The following is a 21237-nucleotide window of genomic DNA, read 5'->3' as shown; positions in this document are numbered from 1 at the left end:
CGATCGAAATCGCGGTGGCGCCGTGCCCACCATCCCGCGGTTGAGCACGCGGCCCGACGGTGGGCACGCGGCCTCCTTCGGCGGCTGCTTCGGCCACCCTACGAGTTCGCCGTCATGGCGAGTAGCGCAACGCTCCGGTCATCGCGAGCCTCGCGCCGGAGTGATCACGTCTTGGCGGCCGCCTCGCGGTGGCCGGACCTCGACGCCCGCGCCTTGGGCTGCGACGCGCTGGCAGCCTTCACCCGGATGCGCACCGAGCCGCCGCCCTTGGCCTGCTCCTCGATCTCGAAGGCGCCGGTCTTGCGAACGAGATCGCTGAGCTTGCGACAGCCATAGGTGCGCGGATCGAAGTCGGACACCAGGTTGGAGAGCTGCTTGCCGACCTCGCCGAGCGCGACCCAGCCGTCCTCGCTCTCCATCTGCGTGATGACCTTCCTGATCATCGGCGTCGCCGCGCTGATCGGCAGCAGCGACTTCGGCGCCGCAGCGCTGTCCGCATCCTTGCTGCTCGCAGCGTCGCTGCGCAAATTCTCCGTGTAGATGAACCTGCGGCAGGCCTGCCGAAAGCTCTCCGGCGTCTTCTGCTCGCCGAAGCCGAACACGTCGGTGCCTTGCTCGCGGATGCGCGCGGCGAGCCGGGTGAAGTCGCTGTCCGACGACACCAGGCAGAAGCCGTCGAACCGTCCGCTGTGCAACAGGTCCATCGCGTCGATCACCAGCGTGATGTCGGAGGCGTTCTTGCCGGTGGTGTAGGCGAACTGCTGCTGCGGCACGATCGCGTGGCGCGCCAGCGTATCGGCCCATGGCTTCGAGCGCGGGCTGGAGAAGTCGCCATAGATCCGGCGCACGCTGGCTTCGCCGATCTTGGCGATCTCCTCGAACAGCCCGTCCGCGATCTTGGCCGAGGCATTGTCGGCGTCGATCAGAACGGCAAGACGCGGCGAGCGAGGTTCGGACGGCATCGGATAGTCCCCAAAGTAGGCCCTGTTCTCATTCCCTTATACGCGGGCCGATATCCGGCCGGATGATTTTCTTGAGACGAATGGCAAGACCACGGGATACGACTTGGCACGACCCGGGGCGTAGCCAGCGGAGACGGCCCGCAGCGCCCCCACCATTCGTATACGAACAAATTCCGGGTTCCCGACCTGTTCTGGCGGTGGTTTTCACCTTCTCTTAATTTGCGTCGCACAACGATGCGCGCGACCCAACGGTGGGATCTACGGCAGATGATGAAAGAAGGCACCTATTCAGCCTGGTTCAGGACCCCCAAGGGCCAGGGAACGGGCATCGTCGAGCTGGTCGGTGGCAGGATCTGCGGCGGCGATACAGTGCTGAGCTATGCCGGCAGCTACGAGGCCCATGGCGACCGTTTCACCGCCATCATCAAGACCAAGCGCCATGCCCCGGGACAGCCGTCGCTGTTCGGCCCGGACGAGCTGACGCTCAGCCTCGAAGGGTGCTGCCGAGGCACGCCCGTCACCTGCTCCGGCTATGCCGCGGAAGCTCCCGACGTGCCGTTCGAGGCGCTTCTGCTGTTCTCGGCGTCCGACGACGCCGCGCCCCCGCCAGCGCCCCGGCCGACGCCGAGATTCAATCCTGATCAACTCCCGAAGCCATCCTGGCGCTGAGCTTCCGACGCGGCCCGCCGGCTGTCACTGCGGCTTCCTGTGGCGCATGCTGAGATATCCGCCAACAGCGCCCAGCACCGGGCTCAAGGCGATGAGGGCCAGCTGCGTCCCAAGCCTGCCACGGCCGCCAAACATCGCGTACGCGCCGAACCCCATGCACAGGATCGACGAGAGAGCTCCGTTCAAGATGTCGTCGTGCTTGGCAAGCCGCCCGGACACGTAGCCGCCCAACACGGAGCTGAGGGCTCCGAACGTGAACGACAACGCCTTGAAGAGATTGCTCGCCATCAGTGCGCGCGGATCGGAGGCCGCGAGCTCCGCCGCGGCCGATCCCGACACGATGAAGACGAGGATCGTCACGGGAAAGATGGCAAGGTTCGTCGACAGAATGTCGACGATGTTTCCGATCACGACGCCCTTGAACGATACGCGATTCATCTAGCCCCCCCCCCTCAGCCGCCTGCGCACCTTGCCGAGCCGGTCAAGAGCGTGCAACCGCCTCGCGCGTGCGCGTCCTCGACGTTCGCCAAAGCGTGCTGCACCTGGCGCGCTGCCCCGGGGGCCTCAGTTCTCCAATCACGTGGCGCCATGCCGGCATCGCTGCGCCAATCGAACCCATTCCGCAGGACAATCAGCCGCCTGCTTCCTTCAGCTCTCGGGAGCCAACTTTCCGCTTGCTTTTATTCCGAAAATCGGAAATAACATCCGGGTCTCGTCCTCATGAGAGGGGCGCTTCGCGATCGTCATGAACGTGGAGGGCGGGATGCGGTGGCCGCGATCGTGTCGCAGCGTGCTCCATGCGCGCGGACGAACGGCAGGTTGCGGACGTGAAATCGCGTGGTCCTGGCGCCCCGAAGCTGGCGCCAAGTCGTCGGGTGATGATGAGCCCTGAGGGCGACGGTGGCTAACAAGCCGGACACCGGGGAGATCGCGTATAAGCGTGAAAACCATCGCGCAGGGAATGCCGGTTGATCGGCCTACCTGTGGTGACTGCCGCCTGCTTTTTGTTTGCAGGCGGGCCATGGGTGAGGCCTTCGCCCGGCATTCCCTGCGCCCTCTCCCATCAAGAGGGTCTTTGACGATGCATCACTCGGGCGCGAATGCGCGGCGGGATGCAAAGACACGCGAATTCATGAGAGGCACGACAGCCGCGTCATCCCCCGCTGTCGTCGCCCCAGCCTCCGCGCCGGGACCCATACCCACAGGGAGCAAGGTGAGGCACGAACAGCGTGAGCATTTCGTTCTCACAACAACTGCTGCGGCGTATGGGAAGCTTGTCCGGGACGACGCCGAATGTGGAACCGCTACCTGATCATCGCCGGCCCGTGGTCCGGCACGGCGACGTCCAGCACGCGCAGCTGCACGCGCTCGACGCCCTGGTAGCGGTCGACGGTGAGGGTGCCGGCGACGTGCAGGATCTGGCCCCGATGCTGAACCAGGGCGTTGCCGAGCTTCTGGCCGACCGAGCGGAATGCGATCGCATTCACGGTAGCGCCGTCGCCGGATTTGAAGCGCAGCTTGAGATGCGCCTGCCCGACCTCGTCGGCATAAACCAGCTGATGCGACGGCAGCGCCACGATCGGCTCGGGATTGCCGCTGCCGAACGGACCGGCGCGATTCAGCGTCGCGACCAGTTCGGGCGTCGCGGCGCGCGCGCTGATGGCGCCGTCGATCAGGATCTCGTTGACGTGGCGCGCCTCGGCGACGTCAGCCGCGAGCGCGCTTTCGAGAAAGGCGCGGAATTCCGCCAGCCGCTCCTTGCGCAAGGTGACGCCGGCGGCCATCGCGTGCCCGCCGCCCTTCATCAGGATGCCCTGCTCCACCGCATGCCGCACCGCCTTGCCGAGATCGACACCCGGAATCGAGCGGCCCGATCCGGTGCCGATGCCGCCCGGCTCGAGCGCGATCGCAAACGCCGGCCGGGCAAACTTTTCCTTCAGCCGCGAGGCGACCAGCCCGACCACGCCGGGATGCCAGCCTTCCGATGCCGTGACGATGACCGCGCCCTTGTCCTCCAGCCCGAGCGAGGCCAGCGCCTCGGCCTCCGCCTGCGCTTCGGCCTGCTGCTCGATGACGCGGCGCTCGCTGTTGAGGCGGTCGAGCTCGGCGGCGATGCGCGCGGCTTCCGAGACGTCGCTCTCCAACAGCAGCCGCACGCCGAGATCGGCGCGGCCGATGCGCCCGCCCGCATTGATGCGCGGCCCCAGCATGAAGCCGAGATGCCAGGCTTCGGGCGGGCCGTTGAGACGGGCGACATCCATCAGCGCGGTGTGACCGACATGGTCGCGCCGGCGCATCGCGATCAGGCCCTTGGCGACGAAGGCGCGGTTGAGCGCGATCAGCGGCGCGACGTCGGCGACGGTGCCGAGCGCAACGTGATGCAACATGGACAGCAGATCCGGCTCCGGGCGCGTGCTGCTCCAGAAGCCGCGGCCGCGCAGCTCGCGATTGACGGCAACCAGCGTCACCAGGGTCAGCCCGACCGCGGCGAGATAGCCGAGGCCGGAGAGGTCGTCGGGCCGGTTTGGATTGACCAGCGCCTCGACCTCCGGCAGCTCGTCGCCGCATTGATGGTGATCGATCACCACCACGGACATGCCGAGCCGCCGCGCTTCCGCCAGCGGCTCGAGGCTGGTGGTGCCGCAATCGACCGTGACGAGCAAGGTCGCGCCCTTGTTCGCCAGCGCTCGGATGGCGTCGACGTTCGGGCCGTAGCCTTCGAAGATGCGGTCGGGAATGTGGATCAGCGGATCGAGCCCGCAATGGCGCAGATGCCAGGCGAGCAGCGCGGCCGAGGTCGCGCCGTCGACATCGTAGTCGCCGAAGATCGCGACCTTCTCGCCCCTCACCACGGCGTCGGCAATGCGCTGCGCCGCCGCTTCCATCTGCGTCACCGTGAACGGGTCCGGCATCAGCTTGCGGATGGTCGGATCGAGGAAGTCGTTGACCGCGTCGAGCTCGACGTCGCGGCCGGCGAGGACGCGCGCCAGCATCTCCGGCAACTGATAGCGTTGCACCATCGCCAGGGCCCGCGCCGCACCGCGCGCGTCCAGCCGGTCGCGCCACATTTTGTTGGTCAGCGACAGCCGCACGCCGAGGAACGCCTGCGGAGCGCTCAGGGGCAGTGCAAGGGCGGATGGTGCCATGATGCGCAGGGCCTCGCTTGCAGCGCAGCGATTCGAAAACGGACCCCTCGAATCTACAGCAACTGGCATCCATCAGCAGGTTCCTTCGCTGGAGCCCACCGGATTTGTGCCGGAGAACCACGGAACTCACAGGAAATGAGAGGGCTGCTGATATATACGCCCGGCTGCCTAAAATTAGAGCTGCGTTCAATGGAGTGCATTAAACAGCCGTTAGGCGAATTCCGTAACATTTCAATCAATTATTTCGTCCGATTTGTTCGCCCTCTTCGTGCCGACGAGGAGGCGCGGCAACATGGAGTTGATTGCCGATGCTGACCGCGCCCGAGTTGAAGACGCTTTCCTCCGCCGCTCCGTCGCAAACGACTCCCAAGGACGACGAGACCGACGTTTCGGCGCTGATCGCGCGGCTCACCGGCGAGGTCAATCAGATCGCCTGCGAGAAGACCAAGTCGATCCAGCAGATCACCAACCAGATGAAGATGCTGGCCTTGAACGCGCTGATCGAGAGCTCGCGGGTGGGCGCGCAGGGCGCGGGCTTCGCCGTGGTGGCCCAGGAGGTCCGCGCCGTCGGCCAATTGGTCGAGACCATCGCGCGCGAGCTCGAAGGCCAGCTCACGACGCGCACCGGCAATCTCAAGAGCTCGATCGAGCGCATGACCGAACGGGCCCGCGGCGAGCGCATGGTCGATCTGGCGCTGAATGCGATCGAGCTGATCGACCGCAATCTCTATGAGCGGACCTGCGACGTGCGCTGGTGGGCGACCGACTCCGCCGTGGTCGATTGCGCCGCCGCTCCGGACGCGGCGCGCGTCGCCCATGTCTCCGAACGGCTCGCGGTGATTCTCTCGGCCTACACGGTCTATCTCGATTTGTGGCTGTGCGATCCCAGCGGCAAGGTGATCGCCAACGGCCGCGCCGACCGCTTCAACGTCGTCGGCCAGAGCGTGGCCGAGACCAAATGGTTTCGCGAGGCGCGTGGATTGCGCTCGGGCGACGACTACGTCGCCGGCGACGTTGAGTGCCAGCCGCTGCTCGGCAACGCCCAGGTCGCGACCTATTGCGCCTCGGTCCGAGAGGACGGCAAGGCGCATGGCAAGCCGCTCGGCGTGCTCGCCATCCATTTCGACTGGGAGGCGCAGGCGCGCGCGATCGTCCAGGGCGTGCGCGTCAGCGAAAGCGACAAGGCGCGTGTGCTGCTGGTGGACTCCAATCTGCGCGTGATCGCATCCTCGGACGGTCAGGGCATTCTCAGCGAGCGCGTGTCGCTGAAGCTCGATGGCAAGCGCAGCGGCTTCTATCAGGATGCGTCCGGACGATTGGTCGCGTTCCACGCCACGCCCGGCTACGAGACCTACAAGGGGCTCGGCTGGTACGGCGTGATCGTGTCGGGCGCGTGAGGCGGGAGGATCAGCAGCCCAAGCGGTCGGCGATGCCGTTGAAATCATCGGCAACGATGTCCCAGGCCCCGGTGGCGTCGAAGTCGCGGCTCTGCAGCGGGCCGTATTCAGTGGGACGGGCGACGAAGGCGGTCTTCAGGCCGTAACGTTGTGCCGCCTCGAGATCGTTGTTGTGCGCGGCGACCATCATCACCTCGCCGGGCGCAAGACCCAGCAGACGCGCGGCGCCGAGATAGGTCTCGGGGTCGGGCTTGTAGTGCGCGAACAGCTCGGCGGAGAGGATCAGGTCCCATGGAAGGCCTGCGAACTTCGCCATGTTGGTGAGCAGCGCGACGTTGCCGTTGGAGAGCGGCGCGATGATGTATTTGGACTTCAGCCGGGTCAGGCCGGCGACACTGTCGGCCCACGGATGCAGCCGGTGCCAGCCGCGGGTGAGATGATCGAGATCGGCTTCGGTGAGCCCGGTGATGCCGAGCTCGGCGACCAGCGTCTCCAGCGAACGGCGATGCAGGACGTCGAGGATGACGTAGCCGCGCTCGGGGTGCTTGCGGACCTCGTCCATCGAGCCGACATAGAGCCCGCGCCAGCCATCGACCAGCGCGGTCCAGTCGCCCTGGATGCCGCGGGTCTTCGACCACGCGGTGAAGTCGTTGATCAGGCTGGTGCGCCAGTCGACGACGGTGCCGAACACGTCGAACACCAGCGCCTTGACCATGGACAGATCGGACATGCTGAATCGCTCCCCGACTTCGTCATTCCGGGATGCCTGCGAAGCGCGCAGACCCGGAATCTCGATCTGCGAGCTCGGGATTCCGGGTTCACGCTTCCGCCTTCGCTCTACGAGCTTCGGCGGACAAGTCGCGTGCCCCGGAATGACAGGGTTGGATTAGTCGAGGTGGAACTTCGCCAACTGGCGGTGCTCGGCGCGGATGTAGCGCACCGTGCCAGTGACCGAGCGCATCACGACGGTCTCGGTCTCGATGACGCCGTCCTTGCGGAACTTGACGCCGGAGAGCAGCGAGCCGGTGGTGACGCCGGTCGCCGCGAACAGGCAGTCGCCGCGCGCCATGTCCTCGATGCCGTAGATCATCTTGGGATCACCGACGCCCATCTTGTGGGCGCGCTCGCGCTTCTCCTCGGTGTCGAGGATCAGGCGGCACTGCATCTGGCCGCCGATGCAGCGCAGCGCCACCGCGGCCAGCACGCCCTCAGGCGCGCCGCCGGTGCCGAGATACATGTCGACGCCGGTATTGTCCGGGTCGGCGCAGTGGATCACGCCGGCGACGTCGCCGTCGGTGATCAGGCGCACCGCGGCGCCGGTCGAGCGGACGCCCTGGATGATGTCGGCGTGGCGCGGACGGTCGAGCACCAGCACCGTGATCGCGCCGGGCTCGACGCCCTTGGCCTTGGCGAGCCGGCGCACGTTGTCGGCCGGCGTCGCGTCGATGTCGACGACGCCCTTGGCGTAGCCGGGGCCGACCGCGATCTTCTGCATGTACACGTCGGGGGCATGCAGCAAGGTGCCGCCATCGGCCATCGCCATGGTCGCGATCGCGCCCGGCATGTTCTTGGCGCACAAGGTCGTCCCCTCGAGCGGATCGACCGCGATGTCGACCTTGGGGCCGGCATTGAGGCCGACCTTCTCGCCGATGTAGAGCATCGGCGCTTCGTCGCGCTCGCCCTCGCCGATCACGACCGTGCCTTCGATCGGCAGCTTGTTGAGCTCGCGGCGCATCGCATCCACGGCCGCCTGGTCGGCCGGCTTCTCCTGGCCGTGGCCGCGCAGCCGCGCCGCCGACACCGCCGCCCGTTCGGTCACGCGCACCAGCTCCAGCGTCAGGATGCGCTCGAGCAGCAATTGTTGCGGGACAGAAATCTGCGTCGACATCGATCAACTCCTCAAGACGTCAAGGCGGACATCCGCCATCAAAATCTACCGCTCGCACGCCGCCCCCCTGGGCGGCATCCGGGTCAGGCGGTCGGCACGAACGGCCGCTCCCCGCCTGTCTACTCTCCCGCTTTGAGCATGAACCTATACCAAACGCCACGCGTTTGTTTGAGCAGGGACAAGCGGTTCCCTGGGCATCATGCGCTAGTTCTTCTCGATCCGGATGACCTGGGGCTTGCCGCTGATGACCTTGTCGCGCTGCACCGCCTGGAGCGCGCGATGCACGGCATCCTCGTGTGTCGCATAGGTGATCAGGATGACCGGCACCGGCGCCGACTTGCCGGCCGTCTTCGCCGGCTCGCTGCCGTTGGGATGGCGCTGCACGATCGATTCGATCGAGATCTTCTGCTCGGCCAGCCGGGTGGCGATGGTGGCGGCGGTGCCGGCATGGTCACGCGCCATCAGGCGGATGTAATAGCCACCCTCGTGCCGCTCCATCGGCGCCTTCTCGGTCGCCTGCAGCTTCTCGACCGGGCGGCCGAACGGCGCGGCGCGGATGCCGCGCGCGACATCGGCGATATCGGCCACGACCGCGGAGGCCGTCGCGGCGCCCCCTGCTCCCGGACCGACCAGCGTGATCGGCGGGATACCGTCGCCGTCGATCGTGACCGCGTTGGTGACGCCCATCACCTGGGCGATCGAGGAGGATTTCGGCACCATCGTCGGATGCACCCGCTGCTCGATGCCCTTGGCGGTCCGCACGGCGACGCCGAGCAGCTTGACGCGGTAGCCGAGCTCGGCCGCCGCCTTCAGGTCCTCCGGAGCGATCGAGGAGATGCCTTCCACATAGATGGATTTCTCCGCCACCTGGGTGCCGAAGGCGAGGCTCGCGAGGATCGCGAGCTTCTGCGCGGTGTCGTGGCCATGAATGTCGAACGACGGATCGGCCTCGGCATAGCCGAGGCGCTGGGCGTCCTTCAGGCACTCGTCGAACGACAGCCCTTCCTGCTCCATCCGGGTCAGGATGTAGTTGCAGGTGCCGTTGAGGATGCCATAGACGCGGCTGATGCCGGTGCCGGCGAGACCCTCGCGCAGGGTCTTGATCACCGGAATGGCGGCGCAGACGGCCGCCTCGAAATTCAGCGCGCCGCCATGCTTCTCGGCCGCCTTGGCGAGCTTCAGACCGTGCTTTGCGATCAGCGCCTTGTTGGCGGTCACCACCGACTTGCCGGCCTTCAGCGCGGTGTCGATCGCCGACAGCGCAGGATCGCCGGCGCCGCCCATCAGCTCGACCAGGCAATCGACCTCCGGATCCGAGGCAAGCGCCAGCGCATCCTTGGCCCAGGTGATGCCGGACAGATCGATGCCGCGCTTCTTGGCCTTCGACCGCGCCGTCACGGCGACAACCTTGACCGGGCGCCCCGTCCGCTCGGTCAGCACGCGCGCCTGACGCTCGATGAGACGAACGACCTCGACACCCACGGTGCCGAGGCCCGCGATGCCCACTCTCAGGGGTGCGACCATGGAATCAAAGAACCTGTCGAAAGGAAAGTACGGGAGGGCTCAGCGCCGGTTGGCGATGGGAACGACGTTGTGCAACGTTTCGATCCCGCTTTCAAGGAAGCGGCGGACACCGCGCGCGGCCTGCCGAATGCGCTGCTCGTTCTCGACCATCGCGATGCGGACATAGCCCTCGCCATGCTCGCCGAAGCCGACGCCCGGCGACACCGCGACGCCGGACTTCTCGACCATGAGCGTCGCGAACTGCATGCTGCCGAGGCTCTTGAACTTCTCCGGCAGCGGCGCCCAGGCGAACATCGAGGCCTCCGGCGACGGGATCTCCCAGCCGGCCCGGCCGAACGACTCGACCAGCGTGTCGCGGCGCTTGCGATAGACGTCGCGCATCTCGCGGATGCAGTCGTCGGGGCCGTTGAGCGCAGCGGTGGCCGCCACCTGGACCGGCGTGAACGCGCCGTAGTCGAGGTACGATTTGACGCGCGCGAGCGCCGCGATGATGCGCTCGTTGCCGACGGCAAAGCCCATGCGCCAGCCGGCCATCGAATAGGTCTTGGACATCGAGGTGAATTCGACGGCGACATCCATCGCGCCGGGCACCTGCAGCACCGACGGCGGCGGGTTCTTGTCGTCGAAATACACCTCGGCATAAGCGAGGTCCGAGAGGATCAGGATCTCGTGCTTCTTCGCGAATGCGACGAGGTCGCGATAGAAGTCGAGGCTCGCGACATAGGCGGTCGGGTTGCTCGGATAGCAGACGATCAGCGCCAGCGGCTTCGGAATGGAATGGATGATCGCGCGCTCGGCCGCCTCGAAGAATTGCGGGGTCGGCTCGGACGGCACCGAGCGGATCACGCCGCCCGCCATCAGGAAACCGAAGGCGTGAATCGGATAGCTCGGATTCGGGCAGAGGATGACATCGCCCGGTGCGGTGATCGCCTGCGCGACGTTGGCAAAACCTTCCTTCGAGCCCAAGGTCGCCACGATCTGAGTGTCGGGATTGAGCTTCACCCCGAAACGGCGGTCGTAATAGCCGGCCTGCGCCCGGCGCAGTCCGACGATGCCGCGCGAGGCCGAATAGCGGTCGGTCCGCGGCTTGCCCAGGGTCTCCTTGAGCTTCTCCAGCACGTGCGGCGGCGCCGGCAGATCCGGATTGCCCATGCCGAGATCGATGATGTCGGCCCCGGCATTCCGCGCGGCCGCCTTGGCCCGGTTGACCTGCTCGAACACGTAAGGCGGCAAACGGCGGATGCGGTAAAAATCTTCCATGGGTCTCTCGGCTCCGGCAACCGGGGGCGGATTCGCCAGCAGGGCTGGCGCTGCGGCGGCGCGCGCCATGCCTTGAAACCGGTGCTGGATCAGGAGTTTAGCACGGGCTCGCGGCTTGGCTGGCAACGACACGCGGAGGTGTTGATTCCGGTTGTTTTATCATGGCCGCCGCGCCGCGCCAGACAATTACGCCGCGCCACGCGGCCGATCGCCCAGCCTTTGTCCCGGGCCGGTCATTTGGGCCTGACGCTGGTACCCGCCGAAGCCTGGCGGTCGCGCGCCGCGAGCAGCTCCTTTTCGATCTTGTCGCGCTCCTGCGGCGAGATGATCGGCGCATCGCGGTCGCGCGGCACGTCGTTGACGGGCAGATACCCACCCGGCTCCTTGGGTCGGGCGACGGCATCCGCGTCGAGCGAAGGCATGTCCGCGATTGGACTGGAGCACCCGGCAAGCGCGAGCGCGCCGAACACGACGAGTCCCGCAACAAGGGCGCGCCGTCCCGACCTCCAACCTCGCCCCTGCGTCCCCACGCGCACGTCCCTCAGCCCCCAACTTCCAGTCGACGGTCCCCGGCCCGACCGCAGCGCGGCGCATTTTGCCGCAGCACAACCAATTGTCACTCGAAACGTGACCGGCTTGAACAGGAATTTCATCCAGCTACGTGATCATGATGTCGGAAGCGAGAGATTTTTTCGCAGCGCAACAATCAGAAATCGAATTTGCCGCAAACTCGCGGATTATTGATCTCGCGCGGTGACGAAACGATCCCGACGCGATAGTGTGATCGAGCCATGACCGACGTTCAGAACAGCAGCAATCCAGAAAAAACATTCGATGCGGAAGCGTTCGCGATGAACATCGCGAAGGCCATGGAAAGCAGCGGCAAGGCGCTGTCCGCCTATCTGAAGCCGCGCGAGACCGGCGAGGTTCAGGACCGGCCACCGACCGAATTGACCGAGGTCGTCAAATCCTTCACCGCGGTCGCCGACTACTGGCTGTCGGACAAGGATCGCGCCAGCGACGTCCAGACCAAGATCGCCAAGGGCTATCTCGATTTGTGGGGCTCGGCCGCGCGCCGTCTCGCCGGCGAAGACGCGCCCCCGGCCATTTCGCCCTCGCCGCGCGACAAGCGCTTCGCCGATCCGGAATGGAAGTCGAACCAGTTCTTCGATTTCGTGATGCAGGCCTATCTGCTGACGACGCAATGGGCGCAGGACCTCGTCCACAATGCCGAAGGCCTCGATCCGCACACGCGCAAGAAGGCCGAGTTTTACGTCAACCAGATCACCAATGCGCTGGCGCCCTCGAATTTCGTTCTGACCAATCCCGAGGTGCTGCGGCAGACGGTGGCGTCGAGCGGCGATAACCTGGTGCGTGGCATGCAGATGCTCGCGGAGGACATCGAGGCCGGCAAGGGCTCGCTCAAGATTCGCCAGTCCGACCCGGCCAATCTCGAGGTCGGCGTCAACATGGCGACGACGCCGGGCAAGGTCATCTTCCAGAACGACATGATGCAACTGATCCAGTACGCGCCGTCGACGGAGAACGTGCTGCGCACGCCGCTGCTGATCGTGCCGCCCTGGATCAACAAGTTCTACATCCTCGATCTGCGCCCCGAGAAATCCTTCATCAAATGGTGCGTCGATCAGGGCCTCACGGTGTTCGTGATCTCCTGGGTCAATCCCGACAAGAAGCTCGGGACCAAGACCTGGGAGGACTACATGAAGGAAGGTCCGCTCACCGCGATGGACGTCATCGAGAAGGTGACGGGCGAGATGAAGGTGCACACGATGGGCTATTGCGTCGGCGGCACCATGCTGGCGACGACGCTGGCCTGGCTCGCCGACAAGCGCCGCCAGCGCGTGACCTCCGCGACCTTCCTGGCCGCGCAGGTCGACTTCACCCATGCCGGCGATCTCCTGGTGTTCGTCGACGAGACCCAGATCTCGGCGCTGGAACGCGACATGCAGGCCTCGGGCGTGCTCGAAGGCAGCAAGATGGCGATGGCCTTCAACATGCTGCGCTCGAACGACCTGATCTGGTCCTACGTCGTCAACAATTACCTGAAGGGCCAGGCGCCGCAGGCGTTTGACCTGCTGCACTGGAATTCGGACGCCACGCGGATGTCGGCGGCGAACCATTCCTACTATCTGCGCAACTGCTATCTGGAGAACCGGCTGACGCAGGGCACCATGGTGCTCGACAACACGCTGCTCGACCTCTCCAAGGTGAAGGTGCCGGTCTACAATCTCGCCACCCGCGAGGACCACATCGCGCCGGCCGACTCCGTGCTGTACGGATCGCAATTCTTCGGCGGTCCGGTAAAGTACGTGCTGTCGGGCTCGGGCCACATCGCCGGCGTCGTCAACCCGCCCTCCTCCGGCAAGTATCAGTACTGGACCAATGACCAGATCCACGACATCTCGCTGAAGGACTGGATGAAGGGCGCGCAGGAGCACAAGGGCTCGTGGTGGCCGGACTGGCGCGAATGGCTGAGCCAGCTGGATCCGGAAGAAGTTCCCGCACGCGACGTCGGCAGCGAGGCCTATCCACCGCTCGAGGATGCGCCGGGCTCCTATGTCCGCGTCCGCGCATAGCGTGATCCGCCGCGATTGACTATAACCGCTCCGTCCCGCCGGGACGGGACGGGAATCAGTTGAGGGGATCTCGATGACGCGCGAACTGTTCTGGCTGACGCTCACGGTCATTCTGACCGGCCTGCTGTGGGTTCCCTACATCCTGAACCGCTGCCAGGTCCGCGGCCTCACGGGCGCCATGGCCAATCCCTCCCGCAACGACAAGCCGCACGCACCGTGGGCCACGCGGCTGATGTTCGCGCACGACAATGCGGTCGAGAACCTCGTGATCTTCGCGCCGCTGGTGCTGATCCTCAATGCGATCGACTACTCGACCAAATGGACCGTGCTCGCCTGCGCCGTCTATTTCTGGTCGCGCGTCGCTCACGTCATCGTCTACGCGATCGGCCTGCCGGTGTTCCGGACGCTGGCGTTCGTGGTCGGCTTCGCGGCACAGGCTGTGCTCGCGGTCGCGATCTTCGGCTGGCTCTAGCGATCCGCTAGGGCAGATTGTCCCGCAGGAAGATATCGATGCGGATGCGCTCCTGATCGGGACTGATCGGCTCCCCCGAGCAGTGCGCGAGCAGGACGCGCGCCGCCGAGCGCGCCTCGTGGCCGGGATCCTGGTTGATGATGGCGTCGCACGTGCCGCGGACCAGGAACCTCCTGGTGTGCTGGGTCAGCTCATGCGTGATCCACACCACCTCGCGAGCCCGCCCTGAGGCCTCCAGGGCATCGGCGATGCCGCGATTGCCGGCGCCGCAGCAATAGATGCCGAGCAGATCCGCATGGCGCGCGAGCAGCGCCGCGGTCAGCTCCCGCGTGCGCTCGCTGTCGTCGCGGCCCTCGATCACGGGCAGCGCCCGCAGGTTCGGATATTCGCTGGAGAGGATCTGGTTGAAGCCGAACTGCCGCTCGGCATGATCGCGCAGCGACAGAGATCCCGCGATCACCGCGACCGTTCCCTCGCGACCGCCGAGATAGCGTCCCATCAGGGTGGCGGCGGTTCGCCCCGCGGCCGGATTGTCGATCCCGACATAATGCAGGCGGCGCGAGCTGGGCGCGTCCGAGACCAGGGTCACCACCGCGACACCGCGCGCGGTGAGCTCGTCGATCGCGGCGCGCACTCTGGGGTGATCGAGCGCGATGACCGCAACGCCCTGATAGGCCGGCGACAGGTTCTCCAGCGCACCGGCCAGCACGTCAGGATCGAACACGTCGACGTGGAGGATATCGATGAAGCCGCGCTGGCCGGCCAGCCACTCCGCCGTGCGCTGGACCTGCTCGGTCAGGACGGTCATGAAGCTGTTGCCACCGGTCGGCAGCACGAAGGCAAAGCGGAAGCTCTGGCCGCGCGCGAGCCGTGCCGCGGCGACGTCGGCGCGATAACCCAGCTTGGCAACAGCGGCCTCCACCCGGGCAACGGTCTTGGCACGCACGCCCTCGCGCCGGTTGATGACGCGGTCGACGGTGGCGAGCGACACGCCCGCCGTCCGCGCGACGTCCTCCAGCGTGGCCCGGACCGGCAACGGGTTCGCGTCAGCCGTCACTCGCGCGCCGCCCATAACATGCCGCGGGTCATCAACGTCCGGATCTCCGGCACGTCGAGCTCGTAAGCGCGGTGGCCGAGCGAGGAATAGAACACCCTGCCCGCGCCGTAGCGCTTCTTCCAGACCACCGGCATCACCACCCCCTCGATCCACGGGGCGTGCTCTCCGGTGAAGGTCGTGGTCGCCAACACCTCGTTGGCCGGGTCGACGTGCATGTAATACTGCTCGGAACGGTGCTCGAAACTTGTCAGGCCCTTCATGATGGGATCGTCCGGCCGGGTCAAGTCGACCCGGTAGTCGATGATATTGCCGGGATGGGCGACCCATTGCCCGCCGCACAGGAACTGGTAGTCGACCGAATCGCGGAAGGCATCGCACATGCCGCCATGATGGCCGGCGAGCCCAACGCCGCTGCGCACCGCCGCGCAGAGATTGAGCGCTTCCGCCTTCTCGATCTTGGACATCGTGTAGATCGGGATGATCAGCGACAGATCGTGGATCGCAGGATCTGCGAATGCAGCCGTCGTGGTCTCGATCCGCACCTCGAAGCCTTCCGCCTTGAGCCAGCCGCGGATCATCGAGGCACAGAGATCGGGGTCATGTCCCGGCCAGCCGCCCCACACAATCATTGCCTTGCGCATGTCTCTGTCCTCAGTCGATCTGTCCGGTGTCGCGTCCAACCGGCAACATCGCCGGCCGCTCCACGCGGCTCTCGATCTTGACCCGCCGGCCTTCGTTTGCGGAGGTCTGGAACGCTTCCATGACCTCCAGCACGTGGAACGCAAGCGCGCCGCTGGCGCGATGCGGCCGGTCGTTCAGGATCGCGGTCGCCATGTCGGCGACGCCGATGGAGCGGAACTCGCCGTCGATGTGACCATGCGTCAACGGCATCGTCTGCCAGTCGCCGCCGGTCCTGGCGACCTGGACCTCGCCGCCGAAGCGGTTGGGGTCCGGCACCAGCATGCTGCCCTCGTCGCCATAGATCTCGATGGGGGCGTGCCGGTGCTTCGGGACGTCGAAGCTCATCGTGACCGAGACCACCGCACCGCTTTCGAATTCGAGCGTGCCTGCGACGTGCGTCTGCACCTCGACCGGAATCAGCGTGCCGCTCATCGGCTGGCTGGTGACGAGGCGCTCCGCTCGCGGGCGCGCGGTCGAGCCCATGACGCTCGCCACCGGGCCGAGCAGTTGCACGAGATCGGTGATGTAGTACGGCCCCATGTCGAGCATCGGCCCGCCGCCGCGCAGATAATAGAAGCCCGGCGCGGGATGCCAGCGCTCATGGCCGGGGCAGCCGAAGAAGGCGCTACCGGCCACGGGTGTGCCGATCGCGCCGTCGTCGATCAGCTTGCGTGCGGTCTGGTGTCCGCCGCCCAGGAAGGTGTCGGGCGCGCAGCCGACGCGGAGATTCTTCTGCGCGGCAAGCTCGATCACCTTGCGGGCCTCGGCGACGTCGATGCCCAGCGGCTTCTCGGAATGCACGTGCTTGCCGGCGTTCAGCACGGCGAGACTGACGTCGGTATGGGCGAGCGGCACGGTGAGATTGATGACGATCTCGACGTCATCGCGCTTCAGCAATTGATCGACCCGCATCGCCGGCAGGCCGAAGGCCGCGCCCTGCCGCTCGGCGGCGTCGCTGCGCATGTCGGCGAGCGCCTTGATGTCCAGAACGGGAAAGCGCTGCGCGGCCTTCAGATACGCCGTGCTGATGTTGCCGCAGCCGATGATGCCGATGCCGACTTTTCTCATTGGGGTCTCCGTGAGGTCTCGTTCATCCCTTGACCGCGCCCGATGTCAGGCCGGCAACGATGTGCTTCTGCGCCAGGAGGAAAAGGACGATCGTGGGCAGGATGGTCAGGGTGATGAAGGCGAGGATCAGGTGCCACTCGGAGGAATATTCGCCCTGATAGACCATGATGCCGAGCGGCCAGGGATACAGCGCGTCGGTGTTGAGCATCACGAGCGGCAACAGATAGGCGTTCCAGCTGTTCACGAAAGTGATGGTGCCCACGGTCGCCAGGATCGGGCGCGACAATGGCAGCGTCACATAGCGGAAGAATTTGACGTAGCTGCAGCCGTCGACCAGCGCGGCCTCGAGCAGCTCGTAGGGGATGTCCTTGAAGAAGCGGCGCAGCAGCAGCACGCTCATCGCAAGGCTGAAGGCGACCTGCGGCAGCGCGACGCCGAAATAGGTGTCCAGCAGCCCGAGATCGCGCACCTTGATGAACAGCGGCAACACCGCGGTCGCCGCCGGAAACAGCAGGCCGAGCGTCAGATAGCTCAACAGCATCGAGCTGCCGTAGAATCGGACATGAGCAAAGGTGAAGGCCGCCATCGACGCGACGATGAGAGTCAGGACCACCGTCAGCGTGGAGATGATCAGCGAGTTGCGCAGCAGCTGCCAGTAGCGCCCGGAGAACAGGATGTCGGCATAATTCTGCCACTCCCAGCGCTGCGGCAGGCCAAACGGATTGACGCGCAGTTCCCCGAGCGACTTGAAGCCGCCCAGCAGCGTCGCGAGCAGCGGCACCAGCACGAAGATGGCGACGATCGCGAGGAACACCGCCTTGAACAGCACGGCGGGATCGAACGGCGCTTGGCTCGTCTCGGCACTATTCATCGCGCATGAACCATCGCTTGTAGGTGAAGGCAAATGTCACACAGATCGCGAACAGGATGACACCGATGGCGCTGCCATAGCCGACCCGCATGCGGGAGATGCCGTTGTTGTAGAGGAAGCTCACCATCGTGTTCGAGGAGTCGGCGGGGCCACCGCGGGTCAGCGGCATCACGAGATCGAACAGCTGCAGCGAGCCGACGATGGCGAAGAACACCGACAGCCGGATCGTCGGATAGAGCAAGGGGATGACGACATGGCGCAGGCTCTGCGTCCGGGTGGCTCCGTCGATCCGTGCCGCCTCGATCAGGCTCTTGTCGATGCTTTGCAGCGCCGCGATGAACAGCATCATGTGGAAGCCGAAATACTTCCAGACGATCACGATCAGCACCGCCAGCATCGCCGTGTCGGTCGAGGCCAGCAGATGCGGCGGCTCGGCGCCGAAGCTGCGCCAGATCGACGCGACCAGGCCGTAATCGCCGTCATAGACGAAGCTGAAGATCAGCCCGGTCGCGATCTCGGCGAGGATATAGGGCATGAAGAACAGCATGCGCAGCGCGACCGCGCCGCGAAACCGCTCCGCGAGCATCAGGGCCAGTGTCAACGCCAGCGGCAGCTGGACGCAGAGCGAGACCGCAATGATCAGGCCGTTGTTGCGCAGCGCGAGCCAGAAGGCGCGCGTCTCCAGCACGAAGCGGTAGTTGTCGAAGCCGATCCAATGGGTCGGCCGTCCGAATCCGTTCCAGTTGAAGCCGGAGTACCAGGCGGCCTCGCCGATCGGCAGCACCACGAACAGCGTGAACAGCAGCAGCGCCGGCGGCAGGAACAGGACCAGGACGGTGAAGCGGCCGTCCCAGCTCGGGCCGCGCACCGCGCGCGCGGAGAGCGATGCCGGCGACACCATCGCCGGCGAGCCCGCGATCGGCCGCGCCACGTCAGTTGCCCTGCTTCCGCGCCGCCTCGATCGCCTGGGCGGCGTCCTGCGGGGTCATGCTGCCGCCGGCAATCTCCGCGGAGACGTCATTGACGACACGGCCGACGGAGGGACCCAGGCTCTGGTCATAGAAGTTCTGGTGATAGTTCGATTTTGCCAGATTGGACGCGATCAGCTTCATGAAGGAATTGTTGAGGCCGGCGTCGGCGCCCTGCACCACCGGGATGATGAAATTCCCTGCCGCCAGCCGGGTCTGGACGTCCTTGGAGATGAAGTACTTCAGGAAATCGACCGCTTCCTTGGGCGAGCCCTTGGTGACCAGCCAGCCGGTGATGCCGCCGAGCGTATCCGTCGGCGCGCCCTTGCCGCCTTGCACGACCGGAAAATCGAACCAGCAGATCTTGTCTTCGCTGAGGCCCACCTTGTCGGCGGCGAGCGCCCGCTGCAGGTTGTAGACGGAGCTGATCGCGAGCGTCATGGCCGCCTTGCCGTCGCCGAAATAGCCGACGGCCTGCGGATTCTTGAAGCCAAGAAAGCCGTTCTGGAACGGCTGGAGATCGACGAGCTGCTTGAACAGCTCGCCGGACTTGACGAAGGTGTCGCCAGCAAAGCCGCTATTCTCGCCGCGCAACGCCGCGTCGAATGCCGGCTTGCCGCCGATGCGCACCGCCAGATGCGTCCAGTAGAAATGCAGCGGCCATTTGTCGGCGCCGCCGACGACGATCGGGGTCACGCCCGCGGCCTTCAACGCCTTCACGGCCGCCAGCAGATCATCCCAGCTCTTGATGGCAGCCGGATCGACCTTCGCCTTGGCCATCAGCTCCTTGTTGCAGACGAAGCCGACCTGCGACAGCGAGATCGGCAGGCCGTAGACATGGCCGTTGTCGGTGAAGGCCGCGAGCGCTGCCGGCGTCACGCTGTCGCTGTAACCCTTCACCTGGTCGGTGATGTCCTCGAGGACGCCGGCCTCGATCTGCGCCTTCAGCACGCCGCCGGCCCAGCTGTAGATGATGTTCGGCCGGTCCTTGGATTGCAGGATGGTCGGCAGCTTGGCCTTGTAGGCCTCGTTCTCGAGGAACTGCATCTCGATCTTGGTGCCGGGATGCGACGCCTCGTAGGCGCGGGCCACCTCCTCCCAGATCTTCACCTGGGCCGGATTGACCTCGATATGCAGCCATTTCACCGTGGTGTCGGCGCTTGCGGCGGTCGCACCAAGCAGGCATGCGGCAGCGGCGAGTCCCAGCTTCGCGAGCAGTCCCATCGGAATCCTCCCAACCGTCTTCTTTGTTGCGGTAATCCTGTCCTCATTTTCTGAGGTGCGCAACTGAAATTCTGACAGTGAGAACCTCAAGGATGAGGTGTTCGCGTTTGCGATACGTATTGCAGGCGGGAGAGACGGCTAGCTGAGCTGGGAAGGCGGGGACCGACCGGCGCGAGCTGGCGCCGGCTGCGCAAGAGAATATGCCGTGGACCGTATGACGCTCAGGTGCACCGTGCCTTGAAATCGGCGGCGACGAGTTTTGCCATCACGTCGTTGAGGTGGGCCTGGTCGCGCGTCTCGATCACCAGCTCCAGCAGGGTCGCCTTCGCCGGCAGGTCCGAGAAGGTGCGCTGGTGCGAGACCTCGATGATGTTGGCGCCGGCGTCGGCCAGCAGGGTCGAGACCGCAGCGAGCTGTCCCGGGCGGTCGACGATGTCGATCGACAACTGCGTCAGCCGCCCCTCACGCGCCAGCTCGCGGGTCAGGACCGAGGCGATCAACCGGGTATCGATGTTGCCGCCGCTCAGCACCAGGCCGACATTGCGTCCGGCAAACTGCGCAGGATGCGCGAGCACGGCGGCGAGACCGACGGCGCCGGCGCCTTCGACCACTGTCTTCTCGATCGAGATCAAGGTCGCCAGCGCACGCTCGATCTGCGGCTCGGTGACCAGCAATATGTCATCGACGAGCTGTCGGATGATCTCGGTCGTGATCCGGCCCGGCGACTTCACCGCGATGCCCTCGGCCAACGTATCACCGCGCATCGGCAGCTGGCTGTTGCGGACGGCGTTGTACATGGAGGGATAGAGTTCGGCCTGCACGCCGACGATGCGCAGGCCCGGCTTGATGGCGCGCGCCGCGACCGCCATGCCAGAGATCAGCCCGCCGCCCCCGATCGGCACCACGAGCGTATCGAGCTCGGGGACCACCGCGAGCATCTCCAGCGCCACCGTCCCCTGCCCGGCGATGATCAGCGGATCGTCGTACGGGTGGATCATGGTCATGCCCTTGGCCGCACCGTGCTCCCTGGCAAATGCCCCCGCCTCTTCCAGGGTGGCGCCGGAAATCACGACCTCGGCGCCGTGCCGCTTGGTGTTCTCCACCTTCACCATCGGCGTGCCCACCGGCATCACGATGGTCGCGGGAATGCCGAGACGCCGCGCATTGTAGGCGACGCCCTGCGCGTGGTTGCCGGCCGACATCGCGATCACGCCGCGTTCGCGCTGCCCGGCGGACAGCGCATTCAGCCGGTTCAGCGCGCCGCGCTCCTTGAACGAGGAGGTGAACTGCAGGTTCTCGAATTTGAGCCAGACGTTGCAGCCGCAGATCTCGCCGAGCGTCCTGCTCTGGTTGCAGGCCGTCGCGAGCACGGCGCCGCCGATGGTTTCCGCGGCGGCGCGCACGTCGTTGACGGTGACGGGCAGCGCGTTCAAATCGGTGGCGGTCATGGGTC

General features: G+C 65.9%; 19 protein-coding genes. 4 read left to right on the top strand and 15 right to left on the bottom strand.

Features of this window, described 5'->3' with window-relative positions:
- Positions 1-164: 164 nt before the first annotated feature.
- A complete protein-coding gene (locus ACQR2C_RS08950) occupies positions 165-962 on the bottom strand; it encodes an NYN domain-containing protein (RefSeq protein WP_434880934.1) in 798 nt (265 codons plus the stop codon).
- Between the two features lie 267 nt (positions 963-1229).
- On the opposite strand from ACQR2C_RS08950, the gene ACQR2C_RS08945 reads away from it, so the two are divergent.
- On the top strand, positions 1230-1631 hold the full coding sequence (locus ACQR2C_RS08945; RefSeq protein WP_434839497.1) for a hypothetical protein: 402 nt from the start codon (positions 1230-1232) through the stop codon (positions 1629-1631).
- Between the two features lie 24 nt (positions 1632-1655).
- Here the strand turns inward: ACQR2C_RS08945 and ACQR2C_RS08940 are convergent, their stop codons facing one another.
- Entirely contained in the window at positions 1656-2042 is a 387-nt protein-coding gene (locus ACQR2C_RS08940; protein WP_434880933.1) for a hypothetical protein, read from the bottom strand.
- Between the two features lie 893 nt (positions 2043-2935).
- Positions 2936-4777 (bottom strand): single-stranded-DNA-specific exonuclease RecJ, encoded by a 1842-nt coding sequence (recJ, locus tag ACQR2C_RS08935; RefSeq protein WP_434880932.1) that lies wholly within the window; start codon positions 4775-4777, stop codon positions 2936-2938.
- 308 nt (positions 4778-5085) lie between these two features.
- Between recJ and ACQR2C_RS08930 the strand changes: the two genes are divergently transcribed.
- Positions 5086-6174 carry a methyl-accepting chemotaxis protein gene (locus ACQR2C_RS08930; RefSeq protein ID WP_434880931.1) on the top strand — a complete coding sequence of 363 codons (1089 nt, stop codon included), beginning with the start codon at positions 5086-5088 and terminating at the stop codon, positions 6172-6174.
- Between the two features lie 10 nt (positions 6175-6184).
- Here ACQR2C_RS08930 and ACQR2C_RS08925 read toward each other — a convergent pair whose 3' ends face one another.
- From ACQR2C_RS08925 to ACQR2C_RS08905, 5 genes are all read right to left on the bottom strand, one after another.
- Positions 6185-6904 (bottom strand): haloacid dehalogenase type II, encoded by a 720-nt coding sequence (locus tag ACQR2C_RS08925; protein WP_434880930.1) that lies wholly within the window; start codon positions 6902-6904, stop codon positions 6185-6187.
- A gap of 156 nt (positions 6905-7060) precedes the next feature.
- Complete coding sequence (gene glpX, locus ACQR2C_RS08920) at positions 7061-8062, bottom strand: class II fructose-bisphosphatase (RefSeq protein WP_315712118.1); 1002 nt, start codon at positions 8060-8062, stop codon at positions 7061-7063.
- 204 nt (positions 8063-8266) lie between these two features.
- A complete protein-coding gene (locus tag ACQR2C_RS08915; RefSeq protein ID WP_315800108.1) occupies positions 8267-9586 on the bottom strand; it encodes a homoserine dehydrogenase in 1320 nt (439 codons plus the stop codon).
- A gap of 39 nt (positions 9587-9625) precedes the next feature.
- On the bottom strand, positions 9626-10846 hold the full coding sequence (locus tag ACQR2C_RS08910; protein ID WP_315800109.1) for an LL-diaminopimelate aminotransferase: 1221 nt from the start codon (positions 10844-10846) through the stop codon (positions 9626-9628).
- A 233-nt stretch (positions 10847-11079) separates the two neighbouring features.
- Positions 11080-11316, bottom strand: coding sequence for a hypothetical protein (locus ACQR2C_RS08905; RefSeq protein ID WP_315800110.1), 237 nt, complete (start codon positions 11314-11316; stop codon positions 11080-11082).
- A 321-nt stretch (positions 11317-11637) separates the two neighbouring features.
- On the opposite strand from ACQR2C_RS08905, the gene ACQR2C_RS08900 reads away from it, so the two are divergent.
- Both ACQR2C_RS08900 and ACQR2C_RS08895 read left to right on the top strand, forming a co-directional pair.
- On the top strand, positions 11638-13443 hold the full coding sequence (locus tag ACQR2C_RS08900; RefSeq protein ID WP_315800111.1) for a PHA/PHB synthase family protein: 1806 nt from the start codon (positions 11638-11640) through the stop codon (positions 13441-13443).
- Between the two features lie 73 nt (positions 13444-13516).
- Positions 13517-13915, top strand: coding sequence for an MAPEG family protein (locus ACQR2C_RS08895; RefSeq protein WP_315800112.1), 399 nt, complete (start codon positions 13517-13519; stop codon positions 13913-13915).
- 7 nt (positions 13916-13922) lie between these two features.
- Here ACQR2C_RS08895 and ACQR2C_RS08890 read toward each other — a convergent pair whose 3' ends face one another.
- The 7 genes from ACQR2C_RS08890 to ACQR2C_RS08860 all read right to left on the bottom strand — a co-directional run bounded on the left by ACQR2C_RS08890 (position 13923) and on the right by ACQR2C_RS08860 (position 21232).
- Positions 13923-14972: a LacI family DNA-binding transcriptional regulator gene (locus ACQR2C_RS08890; RefSeq protein WP_315800113.1), complete on the bottom strand. Its 1050-nt coding sequence runs from the start codon at positions 14970-14972 to the stop codon at positions 13923-13925.
- Positions 14969-15613 (bottom strand): ThuA domain-containing protein, encoded by a 645-nt coding sequence (locus ACQR2C_RS08885; RefSeq protein ID WP_315712128.1) that lies wholly within the window; start codon positions 15611-15613, stop codon positions 14969-14971. Before ACQR2C_RS08885 ends, ACQR2C_RS08890 begins: the two co-directional genes overlap by 4 nt.
- A 10-nt stretch (positions 15614-15623) precedes the next feature.
- Positions 15624-16721: a Gfo/Idh/MocA family protein gene (locus tag ACQR2C_RS08880; RefSeq protein ID WP_315800114.1), complete on the bottom strand. Its 1098-nt coding sequence runs from the start codon at positions 16719-16721 to the stop codon at positions 15624-15626.
- Between the two features lie 22 nt (positions 16722-16743).
- A complete protein-coding gene (locus ACQR2C_RS08875) occupies positions 16744-17592 on the bottom strand; it encodes a carbohydrate ABC transporter permease (RefSeq protein WP_315800115.1) in 849 nt (282 codons plus the stop codon).
- The gene (locus tag ACQR2C_RS08870) at positions 17585-18523 is read right to left on the bottom strand and encodes a carbohydrate ABC transporter permease (protein WP_434880929.1); all 939 of its coding nucleotides are present in this window, start codon (positions 18521-18523) and stop codon (positions 17585-17587) included. Before ACQR2C_RS08870 ends, ACQR2C_RS08875 begins: the two co-directional genes overlap by 8 nt.
- Position 18524: 1 nt before the next feature.
- Positions 18525-19784, bottom strand: coding sequence for an extracellular solute-binding protein (locus ACQR2C_RS08865; RefSeq protein ID WP_434880928.1), 1260 nt, complete (start codon positions 19782-19784; stop codon positions 18525-18527).
- Between the two features lie 221 nt (positions 19785-20005).
- The gene (locus ACQR2C_RS08860; RefSeq protein ID WP_315800118.1) at positions 20006-21232 is read right to left on the bottom strand and encodes a threonine ammonia-lyase; all 1227 of its coding nucleotides are present in this window, start codon (positions 21230-21232) and stop codon (positions 20006-20008) included.
- Positions 21233-21237 lie beyond the last annotated feature (5 nt).

Source organism: Bradyrhizobium sp. HKCCYLRH3061 (assembly GCF_051168015.1).
Classification (GTDB): domain Bacteria; phylum Pseudomonadota; class Alphaproteobacteria; order Rhizobiales; family Xanthobacteraceae; genus Bradyrhizobium.
The sequence above is the reverse complement of the archived record's forward strand: the minus strand, read 5'-3'. Positions and strand labels throughout refer to the sequence as shown.

Excerpts from the sequence above, each read along its gene's own strand:
- ACQR2C_RS08950 (WP_434880934.1), bottom strand. The coding sequence starts at position 962 with ATGCCGTCCGAACCTCGCTCGCCGCGTCTTGCCGTTCTGATCGACGCC.
- ACQR2C_RS08945 (WP_434839497.1), top strand. The coding sequence starts at position 1,230 with ATGATGAAAGAAGGCACCTATTCAGCCTGGTTCAGGACCCCCAAGGGC.
- recJ (WP_434880932.1), bottom strand. The coding sequence starts at position 4,777 with ATGGCACCATCCGCCCTTGCACTGCCCCTGAGCGCTCCGCAGGCGTTC.
- ACQR2C_RS08930 (WP_434880931.1), top strand. The coding sequence starts at position 5,086 with ATGCTGACCGCGCCCGAGTTGAAGACGCTTTCCTCCGCCGCTCCGTCG.
- ACQR2C_RS08925 (WP_434880930.1), bottom strand. The coding sequence starts at position 6,904 with ATGTCCGATCTGTCCATGGTCAAGGCGCTGGTGTTCGACGTGTTCGGC.
- glpX (WP_315712118.1), bottom strand. The coding sequence starts at position 8,062 with ATGTCGACGCAGATTTCTGTCCCGCAACAATTGCTGCTCGAGCGCATC.
- ACQR2C_RS08915 (WP_315800108.1), bottom strand. The coding sequence starts at position 9,586 with ATGGTCGCACCCCTGAGAGTGGGCATCGCGGGCCTCGGCACCGTGGGT.
- ACQR2C_RS08910 (WP_315800109.1), bottom strand. The coding sequence starts at position 10,846 with ATGGAAGATTTTTACCGCATCCGCCGTTTGCCGCCTTACGTGTTCGAG.
- ACQR2C_RS08900 (WP_315800111.1), top strand. The coding sequence starts at position 11,638 with ATGACCGACGTTCAGAACAGCAGCAATCCAGAAAAAACATTCGATGCG.
- ACQR2C_RS08895 (WP_315800112.1), top strand. The coding sequence starts at position 13,517 with ATGACGCGCGAACTGTTCTGGCTGACGCTCACGGTCATTCTGACCGGC.
- ACQR2C_RS08885 (WP_315712128.1), bottom strand. The coding sequence starts at position 15,613 with ATGCGCAAGGCAATGATTGTGTGGGGCGGCTGGCCGGGACATGACCCC.
- ACQR2C_RS08880 (WP_315800114.1), bottom strand. The coding sequence starts at position 16,721 with ATGAGAAAAGTCGGCATCGGCATCATCGGCTGCGGCAACATCAGCACG.
- ACQR2C_RS08875 (WP_315800115.1), bottom strand. The coding sequence starts at position 17,592 with ATGAATAGTGCCGAGACGAGCCAAGCGCCGTTCGATCCCGCCGTGCTG.
- ACQR2C_RS08865 (WP_434880928.1), bottom strand. The coding sequence starts at position 19,784 with ATGGGACTGCTCGCGAAGCTGGGACTCGCCGCTGCCGCATGCCTGCTT.
- ACQR2C_RS08860 (WP_315800118.1), bottom strand. The coding sequence starts at position 21,232 with ATGACCGCCACCGATTTGAACGCGCTGCCCGTCACCGTCAACGACGTG.